The 24,126-nt window shown below is 63.7% G+C and carries 24 protein-coding genes and 1 tRNA gene; 11 read left to right on the forward strand and 14 right to left on the reverse strand.

From position 1 onward, the window contains the following. Positions 1 to 57: 57 nt before the first annotated feature. Positions 58 to 441 carry a DUF805 domain-containing protein gene (locus CO656_RS09580; protein ID WP_037420680.1) on the reverse strand — a complete coding sequence of 128 codons (384 nt, stop codon included), beginning with the start codon at positions 439 to 441 and terminating at the stop codon, positions 58 to 60. 2 nt (positions 442 to 443) lie between these two features. Next, positions 444 to 1,301, reverse strand: coding sequence for a 2,3,4,5-tetrahydropyridine-2,6-dicarboxylate N-succinyltransferase (dapD, locus tag CO656_RS09585; RefSeq protein WP_097525566.1), 858 nt, complete (start codon positions 1,299 to 1,301; stop codon positions 444 to 446). Between the two features lie 303 nt (positions 1,302 to 1,604). On the opposite strand from dapD, the gene CO656_RS09590 reads away from it, so the two are divergent. Further along, entirely contained in the window at positions 1,605 to 2,504 is a 900-nt protein-coding gene (locus CO656_RS09590; RefSeq protein WP_037378215.1) for an LOG family protein, read from the forward strand. A 15-nt stretch (positions 2,505 to 2,519) separates the two neighbouring features. Here CO656_RS09590 and CO656_RS09595 read toward each other — a convergent pair whose 3' ends face one another. Further along, positions 2,520 to 3,233: a pyrimidine 5'-nucleotidase gene (locus tag CO656_RS09595; RefSeq protein ID WP_083854110.1), complete on the reverse strand. Its 714-nt coding sequence runs from the start codon at positions 3,231 to 3,233 to the stop codon at positions 2,520 to 2,522. Positions 3,234 to 3,391: 158 nt separating this feature from the next. On the opposite strand from CO656_RS09595, the gene CO656_RS09600 reads away from it, so the two are divergent. From CO656_RS09600 to CO656_RS09615, 4 genes are all read left to right on the forward strand, one after another. After that, positions 3,392 to 4,192, forward strand: coding sequence for a sterol desaturase family protein (locus tag CO656_RS09600; RefSeq protein WP_179864736.1), 801 nt, complete (start codon positions 3,392 to 3,394; stop codon positions 4,190 to 4,192). A gap of 49 nt (positions 4,193 to 4,241) precedes the next feature. After that, entirely contained in the window at positions 4,242 to 5,156 is a 915-nt protein-coding gene (locus tag CO656_RS09605) for a DMT family transporter (RefSeq protein WP_097525568.1), read from the forward strand. Between the two features lie 74 nt (positions 5,157 to 5,230). Continuing rightward, positions 5,231 to 6,310, forward strand: a complete 1,080-nt coding sequence (locus CO656_RS09610; RefSeq protein ID WP_097525569.1) for a trifunctional transcriptional activator/DNA repair protein Ada/methylated-DNA--[protein]-cysteine S-methyltransferase — start codon at positions 5,231 to 5,233, stop codon at positions 6,308 to 6,310. Next, positions 6,307 to 7,083: an isocitrate lyase/phosphoenolpyruvate mutase family protein gene (locus CO656_RS09615; RefSeq protein WP_097525570.1), complete on the forward strand. Its 777-nt coding sequence runs from the start codon at positions 6,307 to 6,309 to the stop codon at positions 7,081 to 7,083. Before CO656_RS09610 ends, CO656_RS09615 begins: the two co-directional genes overlap by 4 nt. 164 nt (positions 7,084 to 7,247) lie before the next feature. Here CO656_RS09615 and argB read toward each other — a convergent pair whose 3' ends face one another. Further along, on the reverse strand, positions 7,248 to 8,135 hold the full coding sequence (gene argB, locus CO656_RS09620) for an acetylglutamate kinase (RefSeq protein WP_097525571.1): 888 nt from the start codon (positions 8,133 to 8,135) through the stop codon (positions 7,248 to 7,250). A gap of 192 nt (positions 8,136 to 8,327) precedes the next feature. Here argB and CO656_RS09625 point away from each other — a divergent pair, with 192 nt between their 5' ends. After that, positions 8,328 to 9,041 carry an anti-sigma factor gene (locus CO656_RS09625; protein WP_037420659.1) on the forward strand — a complete coding sequence of 238 codons (714 nt, stop codon included), beginning with the start codon at positions 8,328 to 8,330 and terminating at the stop codon, positions 9,039 to 9,041. Positions 9,042 to 9,170: 129 nt separating this feature from the next. Here CO656_RS09625 and CO656_RS09630 read toward each other — a convergent pair whose 3' ends face one another. The 5 genes from CO656_RS09630 to rpmH all read right to left on the reverse strand — a co-directional run bounded on the left by CO656_RS09630 (position 9,171) and on the right by rpmH (position 12,995). Further along, positions 9,171 to 9,710, reverse strand: a complete 540-nt coding sequence (locus CO656_RS09630; protein WP_037420656.1) for a DUF1269 domain-containing protein — start codon at positions 9,708 to 9,710, stop codon at positions 9,171 to 9,173. Positions 9,711 to 9,845: 135 nt separating this feature from the next. Further along, positions 9,846 to 10,499: a ribosome biogenesis GTP-binding protein YihA/YsxC gene (gene yihA / locus CO656_RS09635; RefSeq protein WP_037420653.1), complete on the reverse strand. Its 654-nt coding sequence runs from the start codon at positions 10,497 to 10,499 to the stop codon at positions 9,846 to 9,848. Between the two features lie 164 nt (positions 10,500 to 10,663). Beyond that, positions 10,664 to 12,442, reverse strand: coding sequence for a membrane protein insertase YidC (yidC, locus tag CO656_RS09640; RefSeq protein WP_172900160.1), 1,779 nt, complete (start codon positions 12,440 to 12,442; stop codon positions 10,664 to 10,666). Then, the gene (gene rnpA, locus CO656_RS09645; protein WP_037420648.1) at positions 12,442 to 12,840 is read right to left on the reverse strand and encodes a ribonuclease P protein component; all 399 of its coding nucleotides are present in this window, start codon (positions 12,838 to 12,840) and stop codon (positions 12,442 to 12,444) included. The genes yidC and rnpA overlap by 1 nt, the downstream gene beginning before the upstream one ends. 20 nt (positions 12,841 to 12,860) lie before the next feature. After that, positions 12,861 to 12,995: a 50S ribosomal protein L34 gene (rpmH, locus tag CO656_RS09650; RefSeq protein WP_012706673.1), complete on the reverse strand. Its 135-nt coding sequence runs from the start codon at positions 12,993 to 12,995 to the stop codon at positions 12,861 to 12,863. 326 nt (positions 12,996 to 13,321) lie between these two features. Between rpmH and CO656_RS09655 the strand changes: the two genes are divergently transcribed. The 5 genes from CO656_RS09655 to CO656_RS09675 all read left to right on the forward strand — a co-directional run bounded on the left by CO656_RS09655 (position 13,322) and on the right by CO656_RS09675 (position 19,567). After that, positions 13,322 to 15,319 (forward strand): methyl-accepting chemotaxis protein, encoded by a 1,998-nt coding sequence (locus CO656_RS09655; RefSeq protein ID WP_097525572.1) that lies wholly within the window; start codon positions 13,322 to 13,324, stop codon positions 15,317 to 15,319. A 275-nt stretch (positions 15,320 to 15,594) separates the two neighbouring features. Further along, positions 15,595 to 16,395 (forward strand): TVP38/TMEM64 family protein, encoded by an 801-nt coding sequence (locus CO656_RS09660; protein ID WP_097525573.1) that lies wholly within the window; start codon positions 15,595 to 15,597, stop codon positions 16,393 to 16,395. 19 nt (positions 16,396 to 16,414) lie between these two features. Next, positions 16,415 to 17,839, forward strand: coding sequence for an FAD-dependent oxidoreductase (locus CO656_RS09665; RefSeq protein ID WP_097525574.1), 1,425 nt, complete (start codon positions 16,415 to 16,417; stop codon positions 17,837 to 17,839). A gap of 22 nt (positions 17,840 to 17,861) precedes the next feature. Next, positions 17,862 to 19,343 carry a HAMP domain-containing sensor histidine kinase gene (locus CO656_RS09670; protein ID WP_097525575.1) on the forward strand — a complete coding sequence of 494 codons (1,482 nt, stop codon included), beginning with the start codon at positions 17,862 to 17,864 and terminating at the stop codon, positions 19,341 to 19,343. A 147-nt stretch (positions 19,344 to 19,490) separates the two neighbouring features. Next, positions 19,491 to 19,567: transfer RNA gene (locus CO656_RS09675), tRNA-Arg, on the forward strand. Positions 19,568 to 20,250: 683 nt separating this feature from the next. Here the strand turns inward: CO656_RS09675 and CO656_RS09680 are convergent. From CO656_RS09680 to CO656_RS09700, 5 genes are all read right to left on the reverse strand, one after another. Then, entirely contained in the window at positions 20,251 to 20,721 is a 471-nt protein-coding gene (locus tag CO656_RS09680) for an aminoacyl-tRNA deacylase (RefSeq protein ID WP_037420633.1), read from the reverse strand. Positions 20,722 to 20,817: 96 nt separating this feature from the next. Continuing rightward, positions 20,818 to 21,495: an isoprenylcysteine carboxylmethyltransferase family protein gene (locus CO656_RS09685; RefSeq protein WP_037420629.1), complete on the reverse strand. Its 678-nt coding sequence runs from the start codon at positions 21,493 to 21,495 to the stop codon at positions 20,818 to 20,820. A gap of 328 nt (positions 21,496 to 21,823) precedes the next feature. After that, positions 21,824 to 22,252: a DUF1810 domain-containing protein gene (locus CO656_RS09690; protein ID WP_097525669.1), complete on the reverse strand. Its 429-nt coding sequence runs from the start codon at positions 22,250 to 22,252 to the stop codon at positions 21,824 to 21,826. A gap of 43 nt (positions 22,253 to 22,295) precedes the next feature. Next, positions 22,296 to 23,282, reverse strand: coding sequence for an aldo/keto reductase (locus CO656_RS09695; protein WP_097525576.1), 987 nt, complete (start codon positions 23,280 to 23,282; stop codon positions 22,296 to 22,298). A 93-nt stretch (positions 23,283 to 23,375) separates the two neighbouring features. After that, positions 23,376 to 23,960 (reverse strand): YigZ family protein, encoded by a 585-nt coding sequence (locus tag CO656_RS09700; RefSeq protein ID WP_037420624.1) that lies wholly within the window; start codon positions 23,958 to 23,960, stop codon positions 23,376 to 23,378. Positions 23,961 to 24,126: the final 166 nt, after the last annotated feature.

A 24,126-nucleotide genomic window follows, 5' to 3' on the forward strand; every position in this document is an offset into this window, starting at 1 on the left:
CTGTTCATTTGCGGGGCTACATACGCGTTGGGAGAGGGAATGTACAGGGCCGGATGGTCAACGCGCGGGGCCGTTGCGGCGCCCGCCGAACTCGTTGGCGCCTGGCGCGCCGGGCCAGAGACAGAGTGCGATGAAGACGATGGGGCTCAATACCGGGATGAACAGGCAGAGCGCGAGCGGGCCCGGATAGCCGATATCGTGCAGCCGCTTGATCGCCAGCATGGCGATCGAAATGGTCGAGGCGATGCCGGAGCCGATCACAGCCAGCGTCCAGAGCGCCAGCGCCGCGTCCTGGTCCTCGTATTTCAGCATCTGCATCAGGATGATGCCGCCGACGACGAACCAGAAAAGCCAGGAGAGAAAGAAGGGCAGGCGGCCGATCCGACCGGAGGGGCTGAAGAACAGCCAGGTCATGCTCGGCTGCCGCCCCTCCTCGGCCATGATCAATCCCGGAGCAGTTCGTTGATGCCGGTCTTCGACCGGGTCTTCTCGTCGACCCGCTTGACGATGACGGCGCAGTAGAGGTTCGGCGCCGGCTGGCCGTTGGCCATGGTCGAGCCGGACGGCATCGAGCCGGCGACGACGACGGAATAAGGCGGCACTTCGCCATACATGACTTCGCCGGTGGCGCGGTCGACGATCTTCGTCGACTTGCCGATAAAGACGCCCATGCCGAGGACCGAGCCCTCGCGGACGATGCAGCCTTCGACGACCTCGGAGCGCGCGCCGATGAAGCAATTGTCCTCGATGATCGTCGGCCCGGCCTGCATCGGTTCGAGCACGCCGCCGATACCGACGCCGCCGGAAAGATGCACGTTCTTGCCGATCTGTGCGCAGGAGCCGACGGTTGCCCAGGTGTCGACCATCGTTCCCTCGCCGACATAGGCGCCGAGATTGACGAAGGAGGGCATCAGGACTGCATTGGGGGCGATATAGGCGGAACGCCGCACGACGCAGTTCGGCACGGCTCGGAAGCCGGCCTTCTCGAACTCGTTGACGCTCCAGCCGTCGAATTTGGACGGCACCTTGTCCCACCAGACCGACTCGCCCGGTCCGCCCTTGACGAGCTCCATGGGGTTCAGCCGGAAGGAGAGCAGCACGGCCTTCTTGAGCCACTGGTTGACGGTCCAGATCCCGTCGGCGCCGCGTTCGGCGACGCGCACCTTGCCGCCGTCGAGCAGGTTCAGTGCCGCCTCTACGGCGTCGCGTATCGGCCCGCGCGTGCTTGTGCTGACGGCCTCGCGATTATCGAAGGCGGTCTCGATCGTCTGCGACAGGGAGGCGAGGTCGTGGTTCGTCATCGGATTTCCTTATGTTCGCGTTGTCCAGCAAGCTCTACTGCATAATCCCTCGAATCGGAACCGATTAAAGGAGGGATTTGGCGGGCAATTCAGAGGGCGGCAGCCCCCATTCACGCCCGAAAAAAGTGCATCCTTGCGGCGCTCGGGTCCGAAAAGTTGAAGGGCTTTTCGGCCCGCTCTCCGAACGAGGGACTTGGCAAGCCTGCCCGTTTCCGGCAGAGAGACGCACTTATGGCTGAAAAGCATGAAAGAACATGTCCGGACGAGGTGCCGGCTGTTCGGAACACGACGGGACGAGGACATATGGGACGCATGAAGAAGCGCAGTTTGCGCGGCAAGGGCGGGGTTTGGGATCCGCTGGCAGACAGCTCGCAAAGCAGGCAGCGCGCCTCGACCGTTCCGCTGACGCCCCAATCGGCCTCTCCGACCTATCGGCTAGCCTATATCGACGACGATTTCCTGTGCCGCGAGGAACTGAGGCCCGTGCGCCTGCAGCTCGAGCTTCTGAAGACGGAGATGATGCTCGAGGAACGCGGCATCAACTCGACCGTCGTCATGTTCGGCGGCGCGCGCATTCCGGAACCGGGCGGCGAAGCCTGGGCGGCCAAGAACGAGACGCAGCGCAAGAACCTGGAAGCCGCTTCGGTCTATTACGACGAGGCGCGCAAGTTCGCGCGGCTTTGTTCCGAGCAGTCCGCCAAGCTCGGCCACAAGGAATACGTGATCGTGACCGGCGGGGGTCCCGGCGTCATGGAGGCCGGAAACCGCGGTGCCGCGGATGTCGGCGCACCGTCGATCGGCCTCAATATCGTCCTGCCGCACGAGCAGGCGCCGAACAGCTACGTCACGCCGGAGCTGTCCTTCAACTTTCACTATTTCGCCATTCGCAAGATGCATTTCCTGCTCCGCGCCAAGGCGGTGGCGGTCTTCCCGGGCGGCTTCGGCACGCTCGACGAGCTGTTCGAGACCATGACGCTGATGCAGACCGGTCGCCTGGCACTCGTGCCGCTCGTTCTGTTCGGCGAGAAGTTCTGGCGCTCGATCATCAATTTCGAGGCGCTCGCCGAATTCGGCACGATCGCCCCAAACGATATCGACCTCTTGCATTTCGTGGAAACCGCCGAAGAGGCGTGGCAGATCATTGCCCGCTTCTACGAGTCGGTGGATCCCCACGCCGTGCCTATGGCGTCGGGCAGGCGGTAGGGTTCGGGCGGGCGTTTAGTCCGCCGCCACCACGCGGCGCAGGAAGCCGGCGAGATCCTCGGTGACGTAATCGATCTGCTCGTCGGCGTCGCTGGAGGTCTCCCAGGCTTCCGCGAACTCATATTCGAGATTGCGCGGCACCAGCAGGATGGTCGTCATGCCGAGGGCCTTCGGGACCAGCAGGTTGCGCGGCAGGTCCTCGAACATTGCTGCATGCTGCGTGTCGACGCGGTGCAGGCTCATGAACTTGTCGTAGGTATCGCCGGCCGGCTTCGGCAGGTAGCCGGCGGCGACGATGTCGAAAATGTCGTCGAAATGGTCGAGAATGCCGAGCGCGCGGGCCGTCATCTGCGCATGGGCGACGCTGCCATTGGTGAAGATGAACTTGCGGCCGGGGAGTGCCTTGATCGCCTCGCCAAGATCGGGATTTGCCGGCACCACGCTGTAGTCGATCGCATGCGCCCGTTCGAGAAAATCGTTCGGATCGATGCCGTGATGGAGCATCAGGCCCTGCAGGGTCGTGCCGTGATCGCGGTAATATTCCTTCTGCAGCTTCTTTGCCTCCGAGGGCTCGAGCGACAGGAGTTCGGCCACATAGGCCGTCATGTTGCGGTCGATCTGCGCGAAGAGATTGACGTGATGCGGGTAGAGCGTGTTGTCGAGATCGAAGACCCACTCGGTGACATGGGCGAATTCGGCGTGGGTCGGCAGGCGGTCGAGCTTTTTCATGAGCGGGTTATGACATGGGTATGGGCGGCGGCAAACGAGAAAATGCGTCCCCCGCCTCGGAGGCCCGCCTGCTGCCGTGAACATTTCTACTTTGAATTGTCAAAGAGGCATGGCATCTTCCGCCCGGCGCAGCTTTCGCTCGGGGGATGCAGGTGCTGATGTCGGACGAACTGTTCTATCTCATGTTTCTGTTCGGATTCTACGCCACGACGGTCGTTACCTATTTCGCCCTCGGCTACGGCCTGACCTGGGTCAACGACCGCAATCCTCAGCGGAAGATTCAGAAGGGGCGCGGTTCCGACAAGCGCCGCAAGGCGGAAATCCGCCAGAGCCTGGCGTCGATGTTCAGCGCCTGCCTGCCGCTGACGATCGGCCTCTACGCCCAGCAAAAGGGCTGCGCGCCGGCGCCCTGGGCCTTCAGTTGGTGGACGGCGGTGCCGCTCTTTGTCCTGTGCATGTTCCTCTACGATACCTGGTTCTATTTCATGCACCGGCTGCTGCACACCAAGTGGCTCTATCCCCTGCACGCACTCCATCACAAAAGTGTCGCACCAACGATCTGGAGCACCTATTCGGAGGATGTCTTAGACAATTTTCTATTGCAGGGCTTTTCAGCCGTCATCGTTTTCGTCGTTCCGTTTCCGCCGGCGATTCTCATCGGGCAAAGACTGTTCGAGCATTTCAACGGCATGTTCGGGCACTGTGGCTTCGAGTATTTCGCCTCATCGACGACGCGTTATCCGTCCCCTCTGTTGTCCACGACGTTCCATGACCAGCATCATTCGGGGTTCCGGTACAACTACGGCAACTATTTCTCGTTCTGGGATCGTGTGCTGGGCACGATCTCGCCGAGCTACGACCAGCGCGTGAAGACATTCGAGGAGGACGGGCCGCCGCTCGTATTCGGTCACGCCATCGATCTGGCGGAGGTTCAGGAAAAGCGGACCGAAACACCGTAGCTCCACGGAGTTCTTGGCAATGTCCTGACCTGCGTGCTAGCTCGCAGCCATGGAAACCTGGGTTCTCATCACCATCGGCGCGGCCTTTCTGCAGAATATCCGCTCCTCCATGCAGAAGCACCTGAAGGGCGCCATGGGCACGACCGGCGCCACCTTCGTGCGCTTCGGCTTCGGACTGCCCTTCGCGCTCCTCTATCTCCTCCTGCTTTGGCGCGTTTCGGGCCACCCTCTGCCGGTGCCGAACGGCTCCTTCTTTCTCTGGGCAATCATCGGCGGTTTGGCGCAGATCGCCGCGACATTCCTGCTCGTTCACCTCTTCTCCTTCCGCAACTTCGCGGTCGGCACCGCCTATTCCCGCACCGAGCCGGCCCAGGCGGCGCTCTTTGGGCTGATCTTTCTCGGCGAAAGGGCAAGCCAGGGGACGCTGGTGGCGATCGCCATCTCGGTGGTCGGGGTCATGCTGATCTCCGTTGCCCGCACGACGCTCAGCGCCCGGTCGCTGCTGACCTCTGTCTTCAGCCCGACCGCGGCGATCGGCCTGCTCTCCGGCACCTTCTTCGGGCTCTCGGCGGTGTCCTATCGTTCGGCCTCGCTGGCGCTCGCGCCCAGCCTGCCGGCGCCGGACTATATGATGCAGGCGAGCTTCACGCTCGGTTTCGTCATCCTGCTGCAGACCGTCGTCATGCTCCTTTGGATCGTCGCCCGCGAGCCTGGCGAGTTGACGCGGATCGGCGCGGCCTGGAAGCCCGCCTTCATCGTCGGCTTCGTCGGCGCCTCGGCGTCCTTCGGCTGGTTCATGGCGATGACGCTGCAGCAGGCGGCGATCGTCAAGGTGGTGGCGCAGGTCGAGATGCTGTTCACCTTCGCCTCGTCCTTCTTCGTCTTCCGCGAATGGATCAACCGGCTCGAACTCGTCGGTTGCCTGCTGATCGTGCTCGGCGTCGTGATGCTGCTCGTGCTCTAGTCGGTGCATTCCGATGTAGAATAAGCGCCCGAATTTCGGCGGAAGATTCAATCATAGGGTGCTACAACGCGGGCATGCTTTTCGATTTGCCGAACGACGACATCCTTTACGACGCGCTGCTGGCCCGCAGTTCCGACTATGAGGGCCAGGCCTTCGCCTGCGTGAAGAGCACTGGCATCTTCTGCCGGCTTTCCTGCCCGGCCCGCAAGCCGAAGCGGGAGAACACCCTGTTTTTCGACAGCATCGCGGCCTGCGTCAATTCGGGTTTCAGGCCCTGCGAGCGATGCCGGCCGCTGGAGCAGGCTGCCGGCAAGGAGCCGCTCGTCGAACAACTGCTGAAGCTCCTCGATCGGCATCCGGACCGTCGCTGGACCGAGGACGACCTCGTGCGGCGCGGTCTCGATCCGTCGACCGTCCGCCGCACGTTCAAGCGAAGCCTCGGCGTGACCTTTCTCGACCTCGCCCGCCAGCGGCGCATGGGGGAGGCTGCGCGGCAGCTTTCCGCCGGGGCGAGCGTCATCGCGGCGCAGGTCGATGCGGGCTACGAGTCGCCAAGCGGTTTTCGCGCTGCCTTCGCGCGGCTGATCGGCGAAGCGCCGGCGAAGGCGCAGGGCCGCGAACTGCTCTTTGCCGATTGGATCGACACGCCGCTCGGGCCGATGGTAGCGGTCGCCGACCAGACGCACCTGCACTTGCTCGAGTTCCACGATCGCAAGGCTTTGCCCGCCGAGATGGAGAGGCTGAAGCGAACGGCGCGGTCGGCCGTCGTGCCGGGCAGGACGCCGCCCATCGAGCAGATCGAGACGGAACTCAAGGCCTATTTCGCCGGACTGTCCGGTGAGTTTCTGACGCCGCTCGCTCTCGACGGCAGCGCCTTCGAGCGGCAGGTATGGGCGAGGCTCATGCAAATCCCGATCGGCGAGACGCGATCCTATAGCGACATTGCCCGGGAAGTCGCTACCATTGAGACTGTGCGGGCCGTGGCGAGAGCCAACGGCGCCAACTGCATCGCGATCGTTGTCCCATGCCATCGCTGCGTCGGCGCGGACGGATCGCTGACGGGATACGGTGGCGGCCTCGAGCGAAAGCAGTGGCTGCTTCGGCATGAAGGAAAGATGAGACCTGTCGGACTGTTTACGGAGGAGATGCGATGAACCAGGAGGAAAGGGCGCGTGCCTTTCAGGCGCTGCACCGCAAGGGCGATCCGATCGTTCTTTACAATATCTGGGATGCGGGCAGTGCCCATTGCGTGGCCGAGGCCGGCGCCAAGGCGCTGGCCACGGGGAGCTGGTCGGTGGCGGCCGCGCATGGTTTCGGCGACGGGCAGAAGATCCCGCTGCAATTGCTGGTCGAGATCGCGCGCGAGATCGTCGCGGCGACCGACCTGCCGCTGTCGGTCGATTTCGAAGGCGCCTATTCGGAAGACCCGGCCCAGGGTGCCGCCAATGTGGCGCAACTGATCGATGCCGGTGCAATCGGCATCAATTTCGAGGATCAGGTCGTCGGCAAGGGCGGGGTTCATCCGATCGACAAGCAGGCGGCCCGCATCCGGGCGATCCGCGACATGGCGGAGCGCCAGAACGTGCCGCTCTTCATCAACGCCCGCACCGACCTGTTCCTGCAGGAAAACGATACAACGCGCCATGCAGGTTTGCTGGAGGGTGCGATCACCCGAGCCAAGACCTATGCCGAAGCGGGGGCGAGCGGCTTCTTCGCGCCGTGGCTCGTCGATGTCGACCTGATCGGCAAGCTTTGCGCTGCGTCGCCGCTGCCGGTGAACGTGATGATGCGGCCCGGCGCGCCGGACCTCGCCACGCTTGCCGCCGCGGGCGTCGCTCGGGTCAGCTACGGACCGTTTCCCTATCGGGCGATGATCGCCTGGCTGCGCGGCGAGGCGGAGAAGGTATATGGGGGGGGTGGGAAATAGGTTGGCAAGAGTTTGCCCCTCATCCGCCTGCCGGCACCTTCTCCCCGCAGGCGGGGCGAAGGAGACGCGCGGCGCCCTCCTAAGTCCCCTCGCCCCGCGCGCGGGGAGAGGGCTAGTCCTCGGTTAAACCCGAGGAGAGGGGCAATTCTCGCGGGGCGGTTACCTCACGGCACGATCAGCGTGCCGGCGCCGCGTTCGGTGAAGATCTCCAAGAGCACGGAATGAGCGGTCTTGCCGTTGAGGATGACGACGCCCTGGACGCCGGCCTTGATCGCCTCCATGCAGGTCTCGACCTTGGGGATCATGCCGCCAGAAATCGTGCCGTCGGCGATCAGCGCGTGCGCCTGGGCGACCGAAAGCTCCTTGATGAGATTGCCCTGCTTGTCGAGAACCCCCGGAACGTCGGTCAGGAACAGGAGGCGCGTCGCGTTGAGCGCGCCGGCAATCGCGCCTGCGAAGGTGTCGGCGTTGATGTTGTAGGTATGGCCGTCACGGCCGGGGGCCACCGGCGCGATCACCGGGATCATTTCCGAGCGCGCCAGCAGATCGAGGAGCGTGCGGTCCACTTCGACCACTTCGCCGACGAAGCCGAGATCGAGGACGCGTTCGATATTGGAATCCGGGTCCTTGATGGTCTTGCGCGCCTTTTCCGCAAAGACCATGTTGCCGTCCTTGCCGCAAAGGCCGATCGCCCATTCGCCGGTCTGGTTGATGAGCGCGACGATCTCCTTGTTGATCGAACCGGCGAGCACCATTTCGACGATCTCGACGGTTTTCTCGTCGGTGACGCGCAGGCCGCCCTCGAACTTCGATTCGATGCCCATCTTGTTGAGCATGGCGCCGATCTGCGGGCCGCCACCGTGGACGACGATCGGGTTGACGCCGGACTGCTTCAGAAGCGCGATGTCGCTGGCGAAGGCGCGCCCGAGCTCGGGATTGCCCATGGCATGGCCGCCATATTTAACGACGATCGTCTTGTTCTCGTAGCGCTGCATGTAGGGCAGGGCCTGAGCCAGCAGGCGTGCCTGGATTTCACTTTCTGATGCGGACATGGCGACCCTCGAAATATACCGGCTGCTATCTAGCGCATGTTGCCCGCTGATGGAATGATCCAGGCAACACAAGTCGCCGAAGATTGGCGCCGGTCCATGGCGAAAAACCGGCCGCCTGCACGATTGACGAGATTTGTGATTTGACCGATCCTGCTACGGTGCAATCTCTCGAATGTGAGAGAACATGGAACGATGACCACGCAGAAGCCCGAGAGCGGGGATTCTCGCCGCGATGAGGTGATCGCCGGGGAATACGTGTTGGGCGTCCTGTCCGCCGAGGACCGCCGCAAGGTCGAAGCGCGCATGGCGACGGACAGGGATTTTGCGGCAATGGTTCTCCGCTGGCGCAACAATCTCGCCACTTTCGATACGGCCTATGAAACGATCGCGCAGGCGCGCGCCTTGCCTACCGCCGAGCACCGGGCGTTCGAGGCTCAGGCGGGGGCCGACGATTCCATCGGATTGTGGGATTCCTTATCGTTCTGGCGCAGCCTCGCCTTTGCCTCGCTGGCCGCCGTCGCGGTCCTGATGGTCTCTTTGGCGGGGCTGTTCGGCGGCGGATCGGGCGGTCGGCCGTTGCTGGCCGAGCTTTCGGGCGAGGGCAATGCGATCGGTTTCGTCGCAACCTTCGATGTCGGCTCCGGGCGATTGCGCCTGACGCCGGTCGCGGCAGGCGGTGACGGCGAAAGATCCCTCGAGTTCTGGCTGCTGCGGGGCAGCGACCCGGCGATCTCCCTCGGAGTGTTGCCGCAGTCCGGCGAAGGCGAGTTCCGGGTTCCTCCTGCCATGCGGACGAAGATAACCGAAGGCTCGACGCTTGCCGTCAGCCTCGAGCCGCGCGGCGGTTCACCGACCGGCTTGCCGAGCGGCCCATTCCTCGCCCGCGGCACTGCCGGCTATCGCTGACCTCGCGAGACATGCCGGCAATGCTTTTAGACCTTCATCCGGCTGCCGCAACCTTCTCCAGCGCCGCGCGTCCAATTGGACGCGCACACGCCGCGGCTGGGAGTGGGGGTTTCTTCATCAACTGAAGAGTTAAAAGCTCCCCGCCTGCGGCGACGGCGTCTGTGCCTCGGAGAGGGCGGCCTGCAGTTTCTGCTCCTGCTCCGGCGAGAGCGAAGTCTTCAATACGCGGCCGCGAAGCCCCGAGAGTTCGGCCAGAACCTTCTCGGGCTGCACCTTGCGCACTAGGATGAAAAGGGCCGACGAATTGTTCGGGATCGTGCTGCCGAGCGACTTGATGAATTCGTCGTCGATGCCGTAGTCGGCAAGTGAACCGGAGAGGGCTCCGGCGCCTGCGCCGAGCGCGCCGCCGATGGCAAAGCCGGCGAGCGGGTTCAGGAAAAGCAAGCCGACAAGTCCACCCCAGAGCGAGCCTGACAGAAGACCCGAGGCGGCACCGACGGTGGTGAGATTGAGGCTCTGCTTCAAATGCACCTTGCCTTCGGCGTCGCGCACCACGACGACCGCGTCTTCGAGATCGATCAGATATTCCTTCTTCAGGCTGTGGAGCTTCAGGAGGACCCGGTCGGCCTCCTCCGGCGTGTCGAAACCAATGACAATCAAGTCGGACATCTCTCTCTCCTCTGACCGTGAGGCGACGAGCACCTGTCGTCGCCAGCGAGGAGATAGAGCGGCCGAAGTCGTCGGGTAGTGAGTTGCGGCAGATGTCTTTGGCGGCACCGGCGACCGGTGCCGCGCATGACGGTTTTAGCGCAGGACGGCCTGCTCGATCGCCGTGCGCAGATCTTCGATCCCGGCGCCCTTCTCCGACGAGGTCGACAACACCTCGGGATAGGCGGCCGGCCGCTTCTTGATTTTCTCGAGCGTTTCGGCGACCAGCCGCGGTACGCCGGCGGCCTTGATCTTGTCGGCCTTGGTCAGCACGATCTGGTAGGAGACCGCCGCCTTGTCGAGGAGCGACAGCACTTCCTCGTCGTTCTTCTTGATGCCGTGGCGTGCGTCGATCAGCAGGTAGACGCGTTTCAGCGTCGAGCGGCCGCGCAGATAGTCGAAGACGAGTTTCGTCCAGGCATCGACCTGCTCCTTCGGCGCCTGGGCGTAGCCGTAGCCGGGCATGTCGACGAGCGCCATCGGCGGCAGATCATCGGCCTCGCCGGAATAGCCATCGGGCACGAAATAGTTGAGTTCCTGGGTGCGGCCTGGCGTGTTGGAGGTGCGGGCGAGCCCTTTGTGTCCGACGAGCGCATTGATCAGAGAGGACTTGCCGACATTGGAACGTCCGGCAAAGGCGATCTCGACCGGGCCCTCGGGCGGCAGGAATTTCATCGCCGGCACGCCGCGGATGAAGATCCATGGCCGGCCGAAGACACTCGAGGCGTTCTGATTGTTCTTCCCGGACATGTCCTGACCTTCCTCTTTGCCGGGCCGGCATCGGGCTTTTGGCCCCGCTTGTCAAGCGCAGCCGCACCTTCGGCCGCCGCGGCGGTTCCTCTCACGGGAAATGAGAAAGCCCCGGATCTTTGTGATCCGGGGCCGCAAACTGGCGCAGGGGAGCGAAGTGCCGGCTATTCCGCCGGCTTGGGTTTCTTGGCGAACATCCCCTTCAGGTTGTCGAAGAGCTCGATCTTCACGCCCTGGCGCTTCATGATGATTCCCTGCTGAAGGATCGACAGGGTGTTGTTCCAGGCCCAGTAGATCACCAGACCCGCCGGGAAGGACGCCAGCATGAAGGTGAAGACCAGCGGCATCCAGGTGAACAGCATCGCCTGGGTCGGATCCGGCGGCGTCGGGTTCATGCGCATCTGCAGGAACATCGTGATGCCCATGACGATCGGCCAGATGCCGAGATGCAGGAAGGCCGGCCCGTCGAAGGGAAGCAGGCCGAAGAGATTGACGATCGTCGTCGGATCGGGGGCGGAGAGATCCCTGATCCAGCCGAAGAACGGCGCGTGACGCATCTCGATGGTGACGTAGATCACCTTGTAGAGCGCGAAGAACACCGGGATCTGGATGAGGATCGGCCAGCAGCCCGCCAGCGGGTTGATCTTCTCGTCCTTGTAGAGCTGCATCATCGCCTGCTGCAGCCCCATGCGGTCGTCGCCGAACTTCTTCTTCAGTTCCTCCATCTTCGGCTGGACCTTCTTCATGTTTGCCATTGAGGCATATTGCTTGTTGGCGAGCGGGAAGAAGATCAGCTTGACGACGATCGTGGTGATCAGGATCGCGATGCCGAAATTGCCGAACAGACGGAAAAAGAAGTCCATCATTTTGAACATCGGCTTGGTGATGAAGTAGAACCAGCCCCAGTCGATCAGCTTGTCGAAATTGGGAATAGCGTAGGCCACTTCATAATTGTCGACGACCGGTACTTCCTTGGCGCCGGCGAAGACAAGGTTCTTGACCTCCGCGGCCTGCCCCGGGGCGACGGTGATCGCATCGCTCTTGTAATCGCTCTGGTAACGCGGGCGGCCATCGGCGAAGTGAGAGAAGCGGATGTCGAAGGGCGTCTGCTGCGGCGGCACGATCGTCGCAGCCCAGTACTTGTCGGTGATGCCGAGCCAGCCGCCGGTCGATTTGCCCGGTTCGACCGGCTGGTCGTCCTCGACCTTCGAATAGCCGACTTCCTGCAGGCCGTTTTCGCCGGCGACCCCGATGAAGCCCTCGTGCAGCACGTAGATGCTCGGAGTCGTCGGCTTGTTGAAGCGCGTCACCCGGCCGTAGGAGGAAAGCGAGGCCGGCGCGGAGCCCGCGTTCTTGATGCTGTCGACGACCTGGAACATATAGCGATCGTCGACCGAGATGGTCCTCGCGAAGGTGATGCCCTTGTCGTTGGTGTAGGTGAGCGTGACGGGCGTTGCCGGCGTCAGCTTGTCGCCGCCCGAGAGCGTCCACACTGTCTGCGGGCCCGGCACCGAGCCGGTCGCGTCGCTGCCGATATAGCCGATCTCGGTGAAATAGCCGTCGGCGGTTTCTGCCGGACTGAAAAGGGTGATGACCGGGCTCTTCGGGTCGACTGTCTCGCGGTACCCCTTGAGCTTCAGGTCGTCGAAACGGGCGCCGGTCAGGTTGATGGAGCCGGAAAGCGCCGGCGTGTCGATCGCCACGCGTGCAGACTTGGCGACCGCCTGATCGCGGCTTTCGCCGGGGACCGCGCCGCCGGGCAGTGCCTGGCCGGGCGCGGCGGGCTCGCCGCCCTGCTGGGGCTGCGCGTGCTGCGTCTGCTGGGCATTTTCCGCAGCGATCCGCTCCTTTTCCATCCGTGGATTGACATAGAAGAACTGCCAAGCGACGAGGATCAGCACCGAGAGCGCTATCGCCACGAAATAATTGCGGTTGTTTTCCATCATGGTTTCCTGGAACCGGCCGGCGGCCGTTTCGGTTTCGGCTTGTTTTCGATGCGATCCTTGAGCGCCCGGGTCAATGCGTCAAAAGGTGCATTCAGGAGATCGCGTCGGGCGACAATCACATAGTCGTGTCCGGGTTTCATTGCAAACCCGGCGGACAGCCGCACGGCTTCTTTAAGGCGTCGGCGCATGCGGTTTCGCTCGACGGCATTGCCGTGTTTTTTGGTGACGGTGAAGCCGACGCGGGCCTCGCCTTCCGGATCGTCCCGGTCAAGCACTTCAAGGAGGAAGTGCGGCCCTTTTCGGGCTTCTCCCGCCCTGACCGCCAAAAACTGCGGACGGCTTTTCAGCCGTCCGACAGTGGTCTTGTCTTTTTCTGACGTCATGTGCCCAAACAATGCTTTCGGGCAGCTTCGGCTCAGGCCGAAAGACGCTTGCGGCCTCGAGCCCGGCGGGCTGCGAGGACCTTCTGGCCACCCTTGGTGGACATGCGTGCACGGAAGCCGTGACGGCGCTTGCGAACAAGCTTGGACGGTTGGTAGGTACGCTTCATTTATTTAATACCGCGGTGTGCGGCCCTTCTTGGGTTTGCAATTTGCAAGAGCGTTTACGTTACCGGGCATGGCTCCGCTTTCGCGCGGCTTGACCGGACGTGCGCGGCTTATAAGGACAAATGTCCGGTAAAGTCAATTCCCGCCACTTTTCCCCCGCGCAAAGCCGAGCAGAAGGCGATATCGATCAGGGAGACGCCTCGTTCCGGCACATTTCATGAAATGCTGAGGTCTTTGTTAACCTCCGGTATTTTAGAATTTACTGAAACGTGTATACCGCGTGCCCATGCTCGCTTGGCGTGAGTGGCGGCGGCGAGGAGAGCAGGAAATGAGAATTCGCGGAAAGATCTACCTGATCGTCGGCATCATGGGCCTGCTGGCGATCGCCATCACCGGCATGTCGTTGATGATCGTATCCAGATACAACGACGAGCTTCAGCAACTCCAGAACGCGTCCGAACGGAGCTTCAAGGGCGAGCGGCTCAATCGCCTGGTCACGGCCGTGGTGATGGAGTCGCGCGGCGTCTACGCCGCACCGACGATCGAGAAGGCAACCCCTTTCGCCGAAGGCATCCTCAAGAACCTCGACAAGATCGACGCGCTGCTGAAGGATTGGCGGCCGCTGGTTCCGGCCGACAGGCTGCCGGCCTTCGATGCGGTCGCCAAGCGGGCCGAGGAATTCAAGACGTTCCGCACCGAAACCGCGCGGCTCGGCCGGGAGGTCTCGCCGCAGGCCGCCAACGAGCAGGGTAACAACGAGGCGAACCGCGCCAACCGCAAGGCTTTCCAGGCGGAGATCGACGTCGTCGTCGACGCCGACCGTGAGTCGCTTCAAGCCATCAACGATGAGATCGCCGCCTTCGAAGACGCCGTCGTTCTCGTCCTCCTCGGCATGGCCGGCCTCGGCATGGCTGCCGGCATAGGTGCGGCCTTCTATATCGGCACCAATCATCTCAGCCGGCCGATCGTCGACCTGACCGGCCGGATGAAGCTGCTGGCCAGCGGCGACCTCTTGGTCGATGTGCCCTTTGCCGGGCGCAAGGACGAGATCGGCGACATGGCGGCGGCCGTCGAAGTCTTCAAGCAGAACGGGCTCGCCGTGCGCGAGTTGAATGCCCAGGAAGCGGCGCTGCGCGAAAAGAGCGCCGACCTCCAGTCGAGCATCGGCATCGTCGTTGCGGCCGCGGCCGCCGGCGACTTCGCCCAGCGCATCGGCAAGGATTACGACAACGACGATCTGAACCGCTTCGCCGCCAGCGTCAACGAGCTCGTCGGCAGCGTCGACAGCGGCATCGCCGAAACGCGTCGGGTGATCGCGAGCCTTGCCGCCGGCGACCTGACGCAAAGCATGGACGGCCGCTTCCAGGGTGCCTTCGCCGAACTGCAGAAGAATGTCAACGAGACGTTCTCGACCCTGCAGAAGACCATGCGCGAGGTGCGTTCGGCGACGGATTCGATCAACGGCAACGCGTCCGAGTTGCGCTCGGCAGCCGACGACCTGTCGAAGCGGACCGAGCAGCAGGCGGCCGCGCTGGAGGAGACCTCCGCCGCCCTCGACGAGATCACCGCGGCGGTGAAGAGTTCCACCGAGCGGGCGCATGAGGCCACCGTCATGGTGACCGAGGCGAAGGAAAACGCCGCCGAATCCGCCTCGGTTGTCCGCAATGCCATCGAGGCGATGGGGCGCATCGAGCAGGCTTCGAGTGAGATCGGCCAGATCACCAACGTCATCGACGAGATCGCCTTCCAGACGAACCTGCTGGCGCTGAATGCGGGCGTCGAGGCGGCCCGGGCGGGGGACGCCGGCAAGGGTTTCGCGGTCGTCGCGCAGGAGGTCCGCGAACTCGCCCAACGCGCCGCCAGCGCCGCCAAGGACATCAAGGCGCTCATTTCGAAATCCGGCAGCGAGGTGGCGACCGGCGTCAAGCTGGTGCAGGCGACCGGCGCCGCGCTCGGTGAGATCGAGACGCGGGTGCTGAAGATCAACGATCACATCCATTCGATCGCCACCGCCGCACGCGAGCAGTCGACAGGGCTCGGCGAGGTGAGTACCGCCGTCAACCAGATGGATCAGGTGACGCAACGCAACGCCGCAATGGTCGAGGAGGCGAATGCGGCGACGCACAAGCTTTCCGCCGAAGCGAACGCTCTCGCCACGCTCATCACCTATTTCAAGGTCGAGCGCGAGCCGGCGCGTGCAGCCAGCCCGGCCAGGGAGACGAGCCGCCCGGTCGCTTCGCCCGCGCGCCGCATGATCGGAACGGTCGCCCGCGCCTTCGGCGGCGGCTCGGCCGCCGCCGCCCGCAGCGAATGGGAAGAGTTCTAGCGCATCGGCCCGAAAATCGGAGGCGATTTTCGGAAAGCACGATGTTCAAGTGTTACAGCGTCTAAAGACGCGCGGCGCTGTAAGCGTCGGCTCGGCAGACCCGAGCGATCTCAAGGAGCCGCCGGCCGCCGGTCGCGGGCTCTTTTCGTCTCACGGCAAAGTGAGTTGTCATCGCCGCCCTTTCACAGTGACGTTTGAGGGCGCGACCATTCTTTACTGGTCCGCGGCTCGGAGTCCTTTTAAGTCAGGAGCAAGTCTCGTCGAAAGCAAAGTCCATGAGCCAGGATGTCAGCAACAGGGCGGAAGAAGGAGCGGCCCTGAGAGTGTCGCCGGGCCGGAAGGACGATGTTTTTGGAGGGGGCCGGTCGTCGCGCTGGCGGGTCCTGCCGCTGGCGCTGTTGTTTGCGGGCGGAGTGGCCGCCTACGCCCTCGGGCTGCAGAACTATGTTTCGCTGTCGGCGCTCGTCCGTCATCAGGAGGCGCTGAGCCTCCATGTCGACGCCTATCCGCTTCGCTCGGGCCTCGCCTTCTTCGTCCTCTATGTCGCGGCGGTGGTCTTCTCAATCCCCGCGGCGTCGGTGCTGACGATTGCCGCCGGCTTTCTGTTCGGCCCCTTCCTCGGCGGCGCGATCACTGTTCTTGCCGCTACCTTGGGCTCAAGCCTCCTGTTCCTCGCGGCGCGCGGCGTCCTCGCCAATCTCTTGCGCCGGCGTGCCGGACGCTTTCTGGAGCGCCTCGCGGTAGGATTCCGGCGCAATGCATTCCTCTACCTGCTGGTCTTGCGGCTGGCGCCGATCTTTCCCTTCTTCATCGTCAATATCGCGCCGGCCTTCTTCGACGTGAAGCTGCGCACCTTCGTTTCCGCCACCCTCATCGGCATCGTTCCGGCTACCTTTGCCTATGCGTGGCTGGGCTGCGAACTCGATGACGTGATCGCCCGCGCCGGCGAGAGCGGCCACGCGCTGTCGCTTTCGGATTTCGCCACCAAGGAAATTTCGCTCGCCCTTCTCGCGCTGGCCCTTTTTGCGGCATTGCCTCTGGCCTACAGGCTAATAAAGTCACGTCGACAAGGCTGATGGCGGGAAGGCGGGCGGCGTGGGGAAGCTTCTTAATCCGGACATCTGCGTGATCGGGGGCGGGGCGGCCGGCCTGTCGCTCGCCGCCGGTGCGGCCGCCTTCGGCGTTCCGGTCGTTCTCGTCGAACAGGGCAAGATGGGTGGCGACTGCCTGAACTACGGCTGCGTGCCCTCGAAGGCGCTGATCGCGGCGGCAAGACGGGCGCAGGCGATGCGCCAGGCCGGCGAATTCGGCCTCCTGTCGGCGGAGCCCTTCATCGACGGCGAAAGGCTGCAGGCGCGCATCCGCTCGGTGATCGAGGGCATCGCGCCGCATGATTCGGTCGAGCGCTTCTCCGGCCTTGGCGTAGAGGTCATCCAGGAGCCGGCCCGCTTCGTCGACGGCCGAACCGTCGCCGCCGGCGATCATCTCATCCGCGCCCGGCGCTTCGTCATCGCCACGGGCTCCTCGCCCGCCATTCCGCCGATCGCCGGCCTGGCGGAGACGCCGTTCCTGACCAACGAATCGCTGTTCGACTTCACCCCTCTGCCGCGCCATCTCGTCATCATCGGCGCCGGGCCGTTCGGTCTCGAGATGGCGCAGGCCCATTGCCGATTGGGAGCCAGCATCACGGTCGTCGAGAGGGCGGACGCCTTGTCGAGGGAGGACCCGGAACTGAAGGCGATCGTGCTCGATGCCGTCCGCGCTGAAGGCGCAGTGCTGCACGAGAGGACCGACATTCGCTCGGTCGAGCGCGATGGCAAGGGGATCCGGCTGCATTGCGTGGGCGAAAATGCCGCCTTCGACATCGATGGCAGCGATCTGCTGCTCGCCGCGGGCCGCACCGCGAATCATGCGGCCCTGAACCTTGGTGCGGCCGGGATCCGCCACGATGCGCAGCGGATTTTCGTCGGCGCTGACCTGCGCACCAGCAACCGCCGCGTCTATGTGATCGGCGACGCGGCCGGCGGCCTGCAATTCACACATGCCGCGAACTATCATGCCCGGCTCGTCCTGCAGCAAATCCTCTTTCGACTGCCGGCGCGCGAAATCCGGGACATCGTTCCCCGGGTCACCTTCACGGACCCGGAAATTGCCCAGGTTGGACCGACTGAGGAGGAGGCGCGCGCAAGCTTTAGCGCGATTGACGTGGTCCGTTGGGACCTGGCAGGAAACGACCGGGCCCGAACGGACGGCCTGGGCCGGGGGATGGTCAAGGTCGTGGCCGGCCGCGGCGGGCGCATTCTCGGCGCCGGGATCGCTGGCGCCGGTGCGGGCGAGATGATCAACCTTTGGGCCTTCGCCATTGCCAACCGGCTGACACTCAAGAATTTTCGCGACTATGTCGCGCCCTATCCCACCGTTTCCGAGATTGGAAAACAGGCGGCGATCTCCTATTATTCTCCACTGGCGCGAAATCGCTTCGTTCGCTCCGCGATCCGCATCCTGCGGCGTTTCGGCTGAGGGCAGGGAATAGTCACTGGTGATGGTAGAAGACGCACGTCCGGCCAAAGAGAGTGCGCCGCCGCGAGCGGCCGTCGGATTTCTGCGCGGACTCTCCGGCAAGCTCCTCCTGCTGACGATCGCCTTCGTCATGTTGGCGGAGGTGCTGATCTTCGTGCCCTCCGTCGCCAACATGCGCATCCGCTGGCTCGAGGACCGGCTGAACACCGTGGCCGCCGCCGCCGTCGTCGTCGACGGGCTGCAGAACATCGAGCTGCCGCGCGCCGTACAGCGCGAGACCCTGATGGCCACCGGCACCAAGGCGATCGTCATCCGCCGCAAGGATGCCTCGCGGATGATCGCGACCGTCGACATGCCGCCGGCGATCGACCGCGAATACGACATCGCCAATTTCACGGCCCTCGGGGCGATCCGCGACGCGTTCGACACGCTGCTTTTTGGCGGCAGCCGCATCATGCGCGTCTACGGGCCGCTCGGCGAGAGCGATGCGACGATCGAGCTGGTGATGAAGGATGCGAGCCTGCGCAAGGCCATGCTCGTCTATTCGCGCAACGTCTTCCTGCTGTCGATCGTCATTTCGCTGATTACCGCGGCGCTGATCTTCCTCGCCATCAACCGCATGCTGATCGTGCCGATAAAACGCCTGACGGCAAGCATGCAGGAGTTCTCCGACGAGCCTTCGAGCCCCGAACGCGTCCTCGTGCCGCCCGACGGCGGCGACGAGCTGGCGATCGCCGGTCAGCACCTCGCTAGCATGCAGCGCGAGTTGCAGAAGACCTTGAAGCAGCAGAAGAGCCTCGCCGAGCTCGGCCTTGCGGTGTCGAAGATCAACCACGACATGCGCAACATCCTGTCCTCGGCGCAGCTCATCTCGGACCGGCTTGCCGATGTTGACGATCCCGTCGTCAAGCGCTTTGCGCCGACGCTGCTCAGAACCATCGACCGCGCCGTCGGCTATACGCAGGAGGTTCTCTCCTACGGGCGGACTGCGGAGGCCGAACCGCATCGCCGCTTCGTGGCGCTTCGCCCGCTCGTCCAGGATGTCGGCGAGCTCCTGGCCGTTGACCGCCAGAGCGGCATCGAATTCGACGTCCAGATCCGCGACGACATCTTAGTCGATGCGGACAGCGAGCAGCTTTTCCGCGTCGTCCACAATATCTGCCGCAATGCCGTCCAGGCACTGACGAACCACCAGCCGGAGAACGGCCGCCCGAGGGTGGTCTCCGTCTCGGCGGTGCGGACCGGCAGCGTCGTGACGATCTCCATCGAGGATACCGGCCCGGGCATGCCGGCCAAGGCACGCGAGAACCTCTTCGCGGCCTTCCGCGGCTCGGCGCGCTCCGGCGGCACCGGGCTCGGCCTGGCGATCGCCCGTGAGCTTGTTCTCGCCCATGGCGGCACGATCGCGCTCGTCGAGAAGCCGACGCCCGGCACGCTGTTCCGCATCGAGCTTCCGGACCGCCCGGTGCGCCTCGATGCTTTCCGCGCCAAGGGACGCTCCTGACGCCTCTCCTGCGACCGGGATGTTAGCGCAACGCCGGCTTGTCCACCGCTGTCGCAAAAATGAAGTTTTTTGCCGAAAGGCGCTTGCAATCCCCGAAAGGACGCTTTAGAGGATCGCCACGCAAGCGGTGGTCACCGCTTCAGCCACGCACCCGTAGCTCAGCTGGATAGAGCACCAGACTACGAATCTGGGGGTCAGGAGTTCGAATCTCTTCGGGTGCGCCATTCTCTCTGTGTCCCTCCTGGACACGTGGGGGATGACGGAATGTCCCTGCCACATGGGTCACAATCCGTACGGCACGAGATTGTCACCCCACCCACGTCTTCGGTACGAAACGTCACCTACCTCTCAGGCCCGGGGATCCAAAGCAAGCCGCATTCTGGTTTTTGCAAGCGGCTCAACGAGGTCATGCTGGCGCGCAAGCGATGATCGGTGCACCTTGGCGCCGGTGTGGAGCTCGGTCGACTGCGTGCTACACGTTGGCTTAGGGCGAGCGCCGAGTAAGGTAATCCGCTCGCGCAAGCATTTTTGCCAAGAGTAGAAGCTGAACTTACCCCTGATGAACGAATGCTTTTGCAGAAGGAAATTGTCGATTCAGCCGGGGCAGGCCAAAGTGAGTGCGGTTGGCGTGAGCGTTGTTTCTTCGATGAAGAATTAAATTGTGAAAACAATCATATAGCAGTTCCTTCCTCCTCGTCGGCACGGTCCTGAGCCTTCGCGGCACGAAGGCGACGGCAGATGCTCCAGTAGGCTGTGCTGACCGCGTCTCGCCAGCCATCCGCCAAGCTCAAGCTCTCGGGTTCAAGCGCCCTTTTTCACATCGTCAGAAGTCCACTCCGGAATTAGTTGCTTAGCTTGCGCGTAGACAACAGCGTAGCCCTGCGACGACACGGGCCTGCTGCGCCGTTCAACCGGGATGGCTGAAACGGGCTACCTGAGCATCCCTCGTCAGGTTGCGGAAGCTGGTGCCGCTCATATGCACCAGGGTTCGGTGGTCGCCGCCCTCGAAATAGACGTCATTGGCCTTGTCGAGACTCTCGTCGAGGATGACCGGTACGCCATAGGCCGATCCGATGGGCGGCACGGCGCCGATCTCGCAATCGTTGAAGAGCGTGCTGACTTCTTCCTCCGAGGCGAGGCCGAGACGCCGGTTCATCACATCCTGCAACGTCGAGAGCTCGACCCGGTGCGTGGCCGGCACGACGGCAAGCACGTAGCCCATCTCGTGGTGTACGACCACGGATTTGGCCAGCCTGTTGCCCGGAACATGGGCGGCCTCGGCGGTTTGGCTGGTCGTTGCGGTCCGGTGGTGAGGGACAGTGTCGTAGTCGACACCCTCGGTCTCGATATAGTGCTGGAGTTTCCTGGCGATGGTCATCGTAGGCGTCCCTTCTGTTGAGCAGTGACGCAGGAATGATTTTATTCTGCTCTGATCGTCTGCGGAGTCAACGGCGAATGGACGCGGCGACGACCGTCACCACACCAACGGAACGAGCCGATAGCGCACCCGTTCCGCATAGGCGTCGTAGTCCGCAAGGCCGGCGCGCAGCGCCTTTTCCTCGATGCCGATGCGGATGGCGAGGAGAGCCGCGAGTCCCAATGCGGCAAGCAGTCCCCACCAGGAGCCGAGCAGCAGCGACGTCCCGGCGACGAAAAGCAGGCTGCCGCTGTAGAGGGGATGGCGGACATAGCGATAGGGTCCGGTGGTGACGACCCGTTGTCCCCGCTCGCTCTGCACCTTGACTACCGGCGCCGCAAAACTGTTTTCGCGCATGACCCGGTAGCTGAAGCCGACCGACAGAACGACCAGCAGTGCGCCCGCCGCCTGCACCCAGGGCGGCACTGCCGACCATTCGAACCGGGCGGCATCGAGCGCCATGAAGGCGAAGGCGCCGAACAGGAACAGGACAAGCACGCAGATGAGCACCTTGTCGGCCCTCGGCTGGTCCTTCTGGATGGGTGCGGCCAATCGCTCCTTGAGCAGCGCCGGATCGTGCCAGGCAAGCAGGAACCCGGTGCCGAGCGAGAGTGCCAGCATGAGGGCGAGGTAGATCCATGCCGCCGTCCAGTCGAAGGTTCCGGCAGATACGAAGAGAACGACTCCCATGATGCCGAACCAGACGACGGTCTGAGTGATCAACCTGGCGACCATCGGTGAACTCCCTTGCAACATCCATGCTGCCCCGCCCGGTGTCCTCGAACTTAGCGGCGCAGTGGGGCACGTTTGCGGCAAGCGCGGGCGGCATTTTCGGCGCGTTCACGCGGTTGTGCACGGAACCGGCCTCAAAACGGCTCCGGCGGATTCCTACATGATTTCCGTCTGCAAACCGATTGTGAGGCCATGATGAGAAAGGAGGGCCGCGAGTGCATGGCTATATGATGAAGGAGCCGATGCTGATCATCGCCGGTGGGCGCCTGTGCCCTTCTGATCCTTCTCGTCACCCAGATCCCGGGCGCGTCGCCTTGATGTTGGCCGGTCTTCAGATACTTTCGAGAATTTCCATCGTTCGAGGGTCTCGGACGCCGCTGTAGTAGCGATCGAGCGCCCTTGCGAAGGCGCCGCCGGCCGGGTCGGCGGCCTCGAAGAGCGTCATCGACGAGCGGAACTTGAGATCGTCCGGCCGGCCGAAAATCTCCAGCGCGCTGCGCCCTGCTACCAGGTTCACCGCCTCCGTGCATTCGATGAGGCGCCGGCCCAGCAGCGGGTGCTTGAGATAGGCTCGCGCCTCATCGATATCCGCTATCGCGTAGCGCTGCGCCATCGAGGAATGGCCGAGGCCCTGAACCTGTGGAAAGATGAACCACATCCAATGGCTGCGCTTGGCGCCGACGCGGAGCTCCGCCAGCGCCGTTTCATAGACGCCTTGCTGTGCCGTGACGAAACGTTCGAGATCGAAGGCGTTGCTCATCGGCTTGCCTTGTGCCGCCGTCAGGCAGGCGCTGTCGCGGCCCCTACCATCGCTGATGAACATGGACCTTGATCAGCCGCTCGTAAAGTGCGGCGATTGCCTCCATGGCCGCTCCGTCGATCGGCGGAAGGGCGCTCGCCGCCGCGTTCGATTGCGCCTGGCCGGCATTGCGAGCGCCGGGGATGACGACGGAAACCGCTTCCTGCTCGAGGATCCAGCGGAGCGCGAACTGCGCCATCGGCACGCCGGCCGGCACGAAAGCACGCAGTTCCTCCACCGCCTCCAGCGCCGCCTCGAACGGCACGCCGGCAAAGGTCTCGCCGACATCGAAGGCTTCGCCATGGCGGTTGAAGTTGCGGTGGTCGTCCGCGGCGAACGCCGTGTCCCTGCCGATTTTGCCGGAAAGCAGCCCGGAGGCGAGAGGTACGCGCACGATGATGCCGACATTCTTCTTTCTTGCCTCGGCAAAGAACAGACCGTGTGGCCGCTGGCGGAAGATGTTGTAGATGATCTGCACCGTGGCGACGCCCGGATACTCGATCGCCTTCAGCGCCTCTTCGACCCTTTCGACCGAAACGCCGTAGTGGCGGATCTTGCCCTTGGCTTTGAGCTGGTCGAGTGCTTCAAAAAACTGCGGCCGGTAGTAGACGTCGGTCGGCGGGCAGTGGAGTTGCACGAGATCGAGCGTCTCGACGCCGAGATTCTCGAGGCTGCGGTCGATGAAGGCCTCGATATTGGCGCCCGTATAGCCGTCGGCGACATGCGGATTGAGCCGGCGGCCGGCCTTGGTGGCGACGAAGGGCTTCTCACCGCCGCGTTCCTTCAGCACCGCCGCGATGATCTTTTCCGAGCGCCCGTCGCCATAGACGTCGGCCGTGTCGATGAAGGTCACGCCACTATCGAGCGCCGCGTGCAGGGCGCGCTTGCCGTCCTCCTCGCTGACATCGCCCCAGGAGCCGCCGATCTGCCAGGCGCCGAAGCCAAGCTCCGAAATCGCCGCGCCCGTCCGTCCCAAAATTCTCGTCTTCATCTGCAGGTCTCCTCCATTATCCTGAAATCGCAGCGGCGCCGTGCGTGCTTATCGATCATTTGTATGATGATTGTGAGGCCGAGGAAAAGGCGTTCAGTCCTCGCTCGACAGGATAGCCCTGCCGCGGCTGAGATCGCTCACGAGTGCGCGTGTTGCGTCTGCCGCGTCCTTCGGCAGCCCGATCGCCAGCACCGCGCCCGTGTCGGTGAAGCTCTCGCTGGCGATCGAGACGCCGCGAGCGGCAAGCCGCGCCTTGATGAGGGCGAGATCGGCAAAATCGCAGGCGACCGTGGCCCGCAGCGTCTCGACCAACTCGACCTTTTCCGCGGTCCTGAGGCAGAGCGCGGCAGTGCCGCCATAGGCCCGGACCAGTCCGCCGCTGCCGAGGAGGATGCCGCCGAACCAGCGCGTGACGACGACTGCGACCCGGTCGAGCGACTGTCCGTCGATCGCCGCGAGAATTGGCTTACCTGCGGTGCCGCTCGGCTCGCCGTCATCATTGAAGCGATAGGTCTGGCCGATGCGCCAGGCCCAGCAATTGTGATTGGCGGTGGGGTCGGAATGGGCAGAGAGAAAGGCCTTTGCGGCCTGCTCGTCGTCGATCGGACCGGCGATCGCCAGAAAGCGGCTCTTCTTGATTTCCTGTGTCGAGGTCTCGATGCGCTGGAGGGTGAACATCCGCTGTTTCCGGTTTGGGAGCGGTCATAGCGGAATGGGGGCACTTCGTCATCTGTGATGAATTGCCTGCCGAGGCGCACCTCGCCCCTCCCCAACCCCTCCTCACAAGGGGGAGGGGCTTGAGCCTCCGCTGCGGCCGACTACCATGCCGGAACACTCTCGCCTG

Source organism: Sinorhizobium sp. FG01, assembly GCF_002531875.1.
Lineage (GTDB): Bacteria > Pseudomonadota > Alphaproteobacteria > Rhizobiales > Rhizobiaceae > Sinorhizobium > Sinorhizobium fredii_C.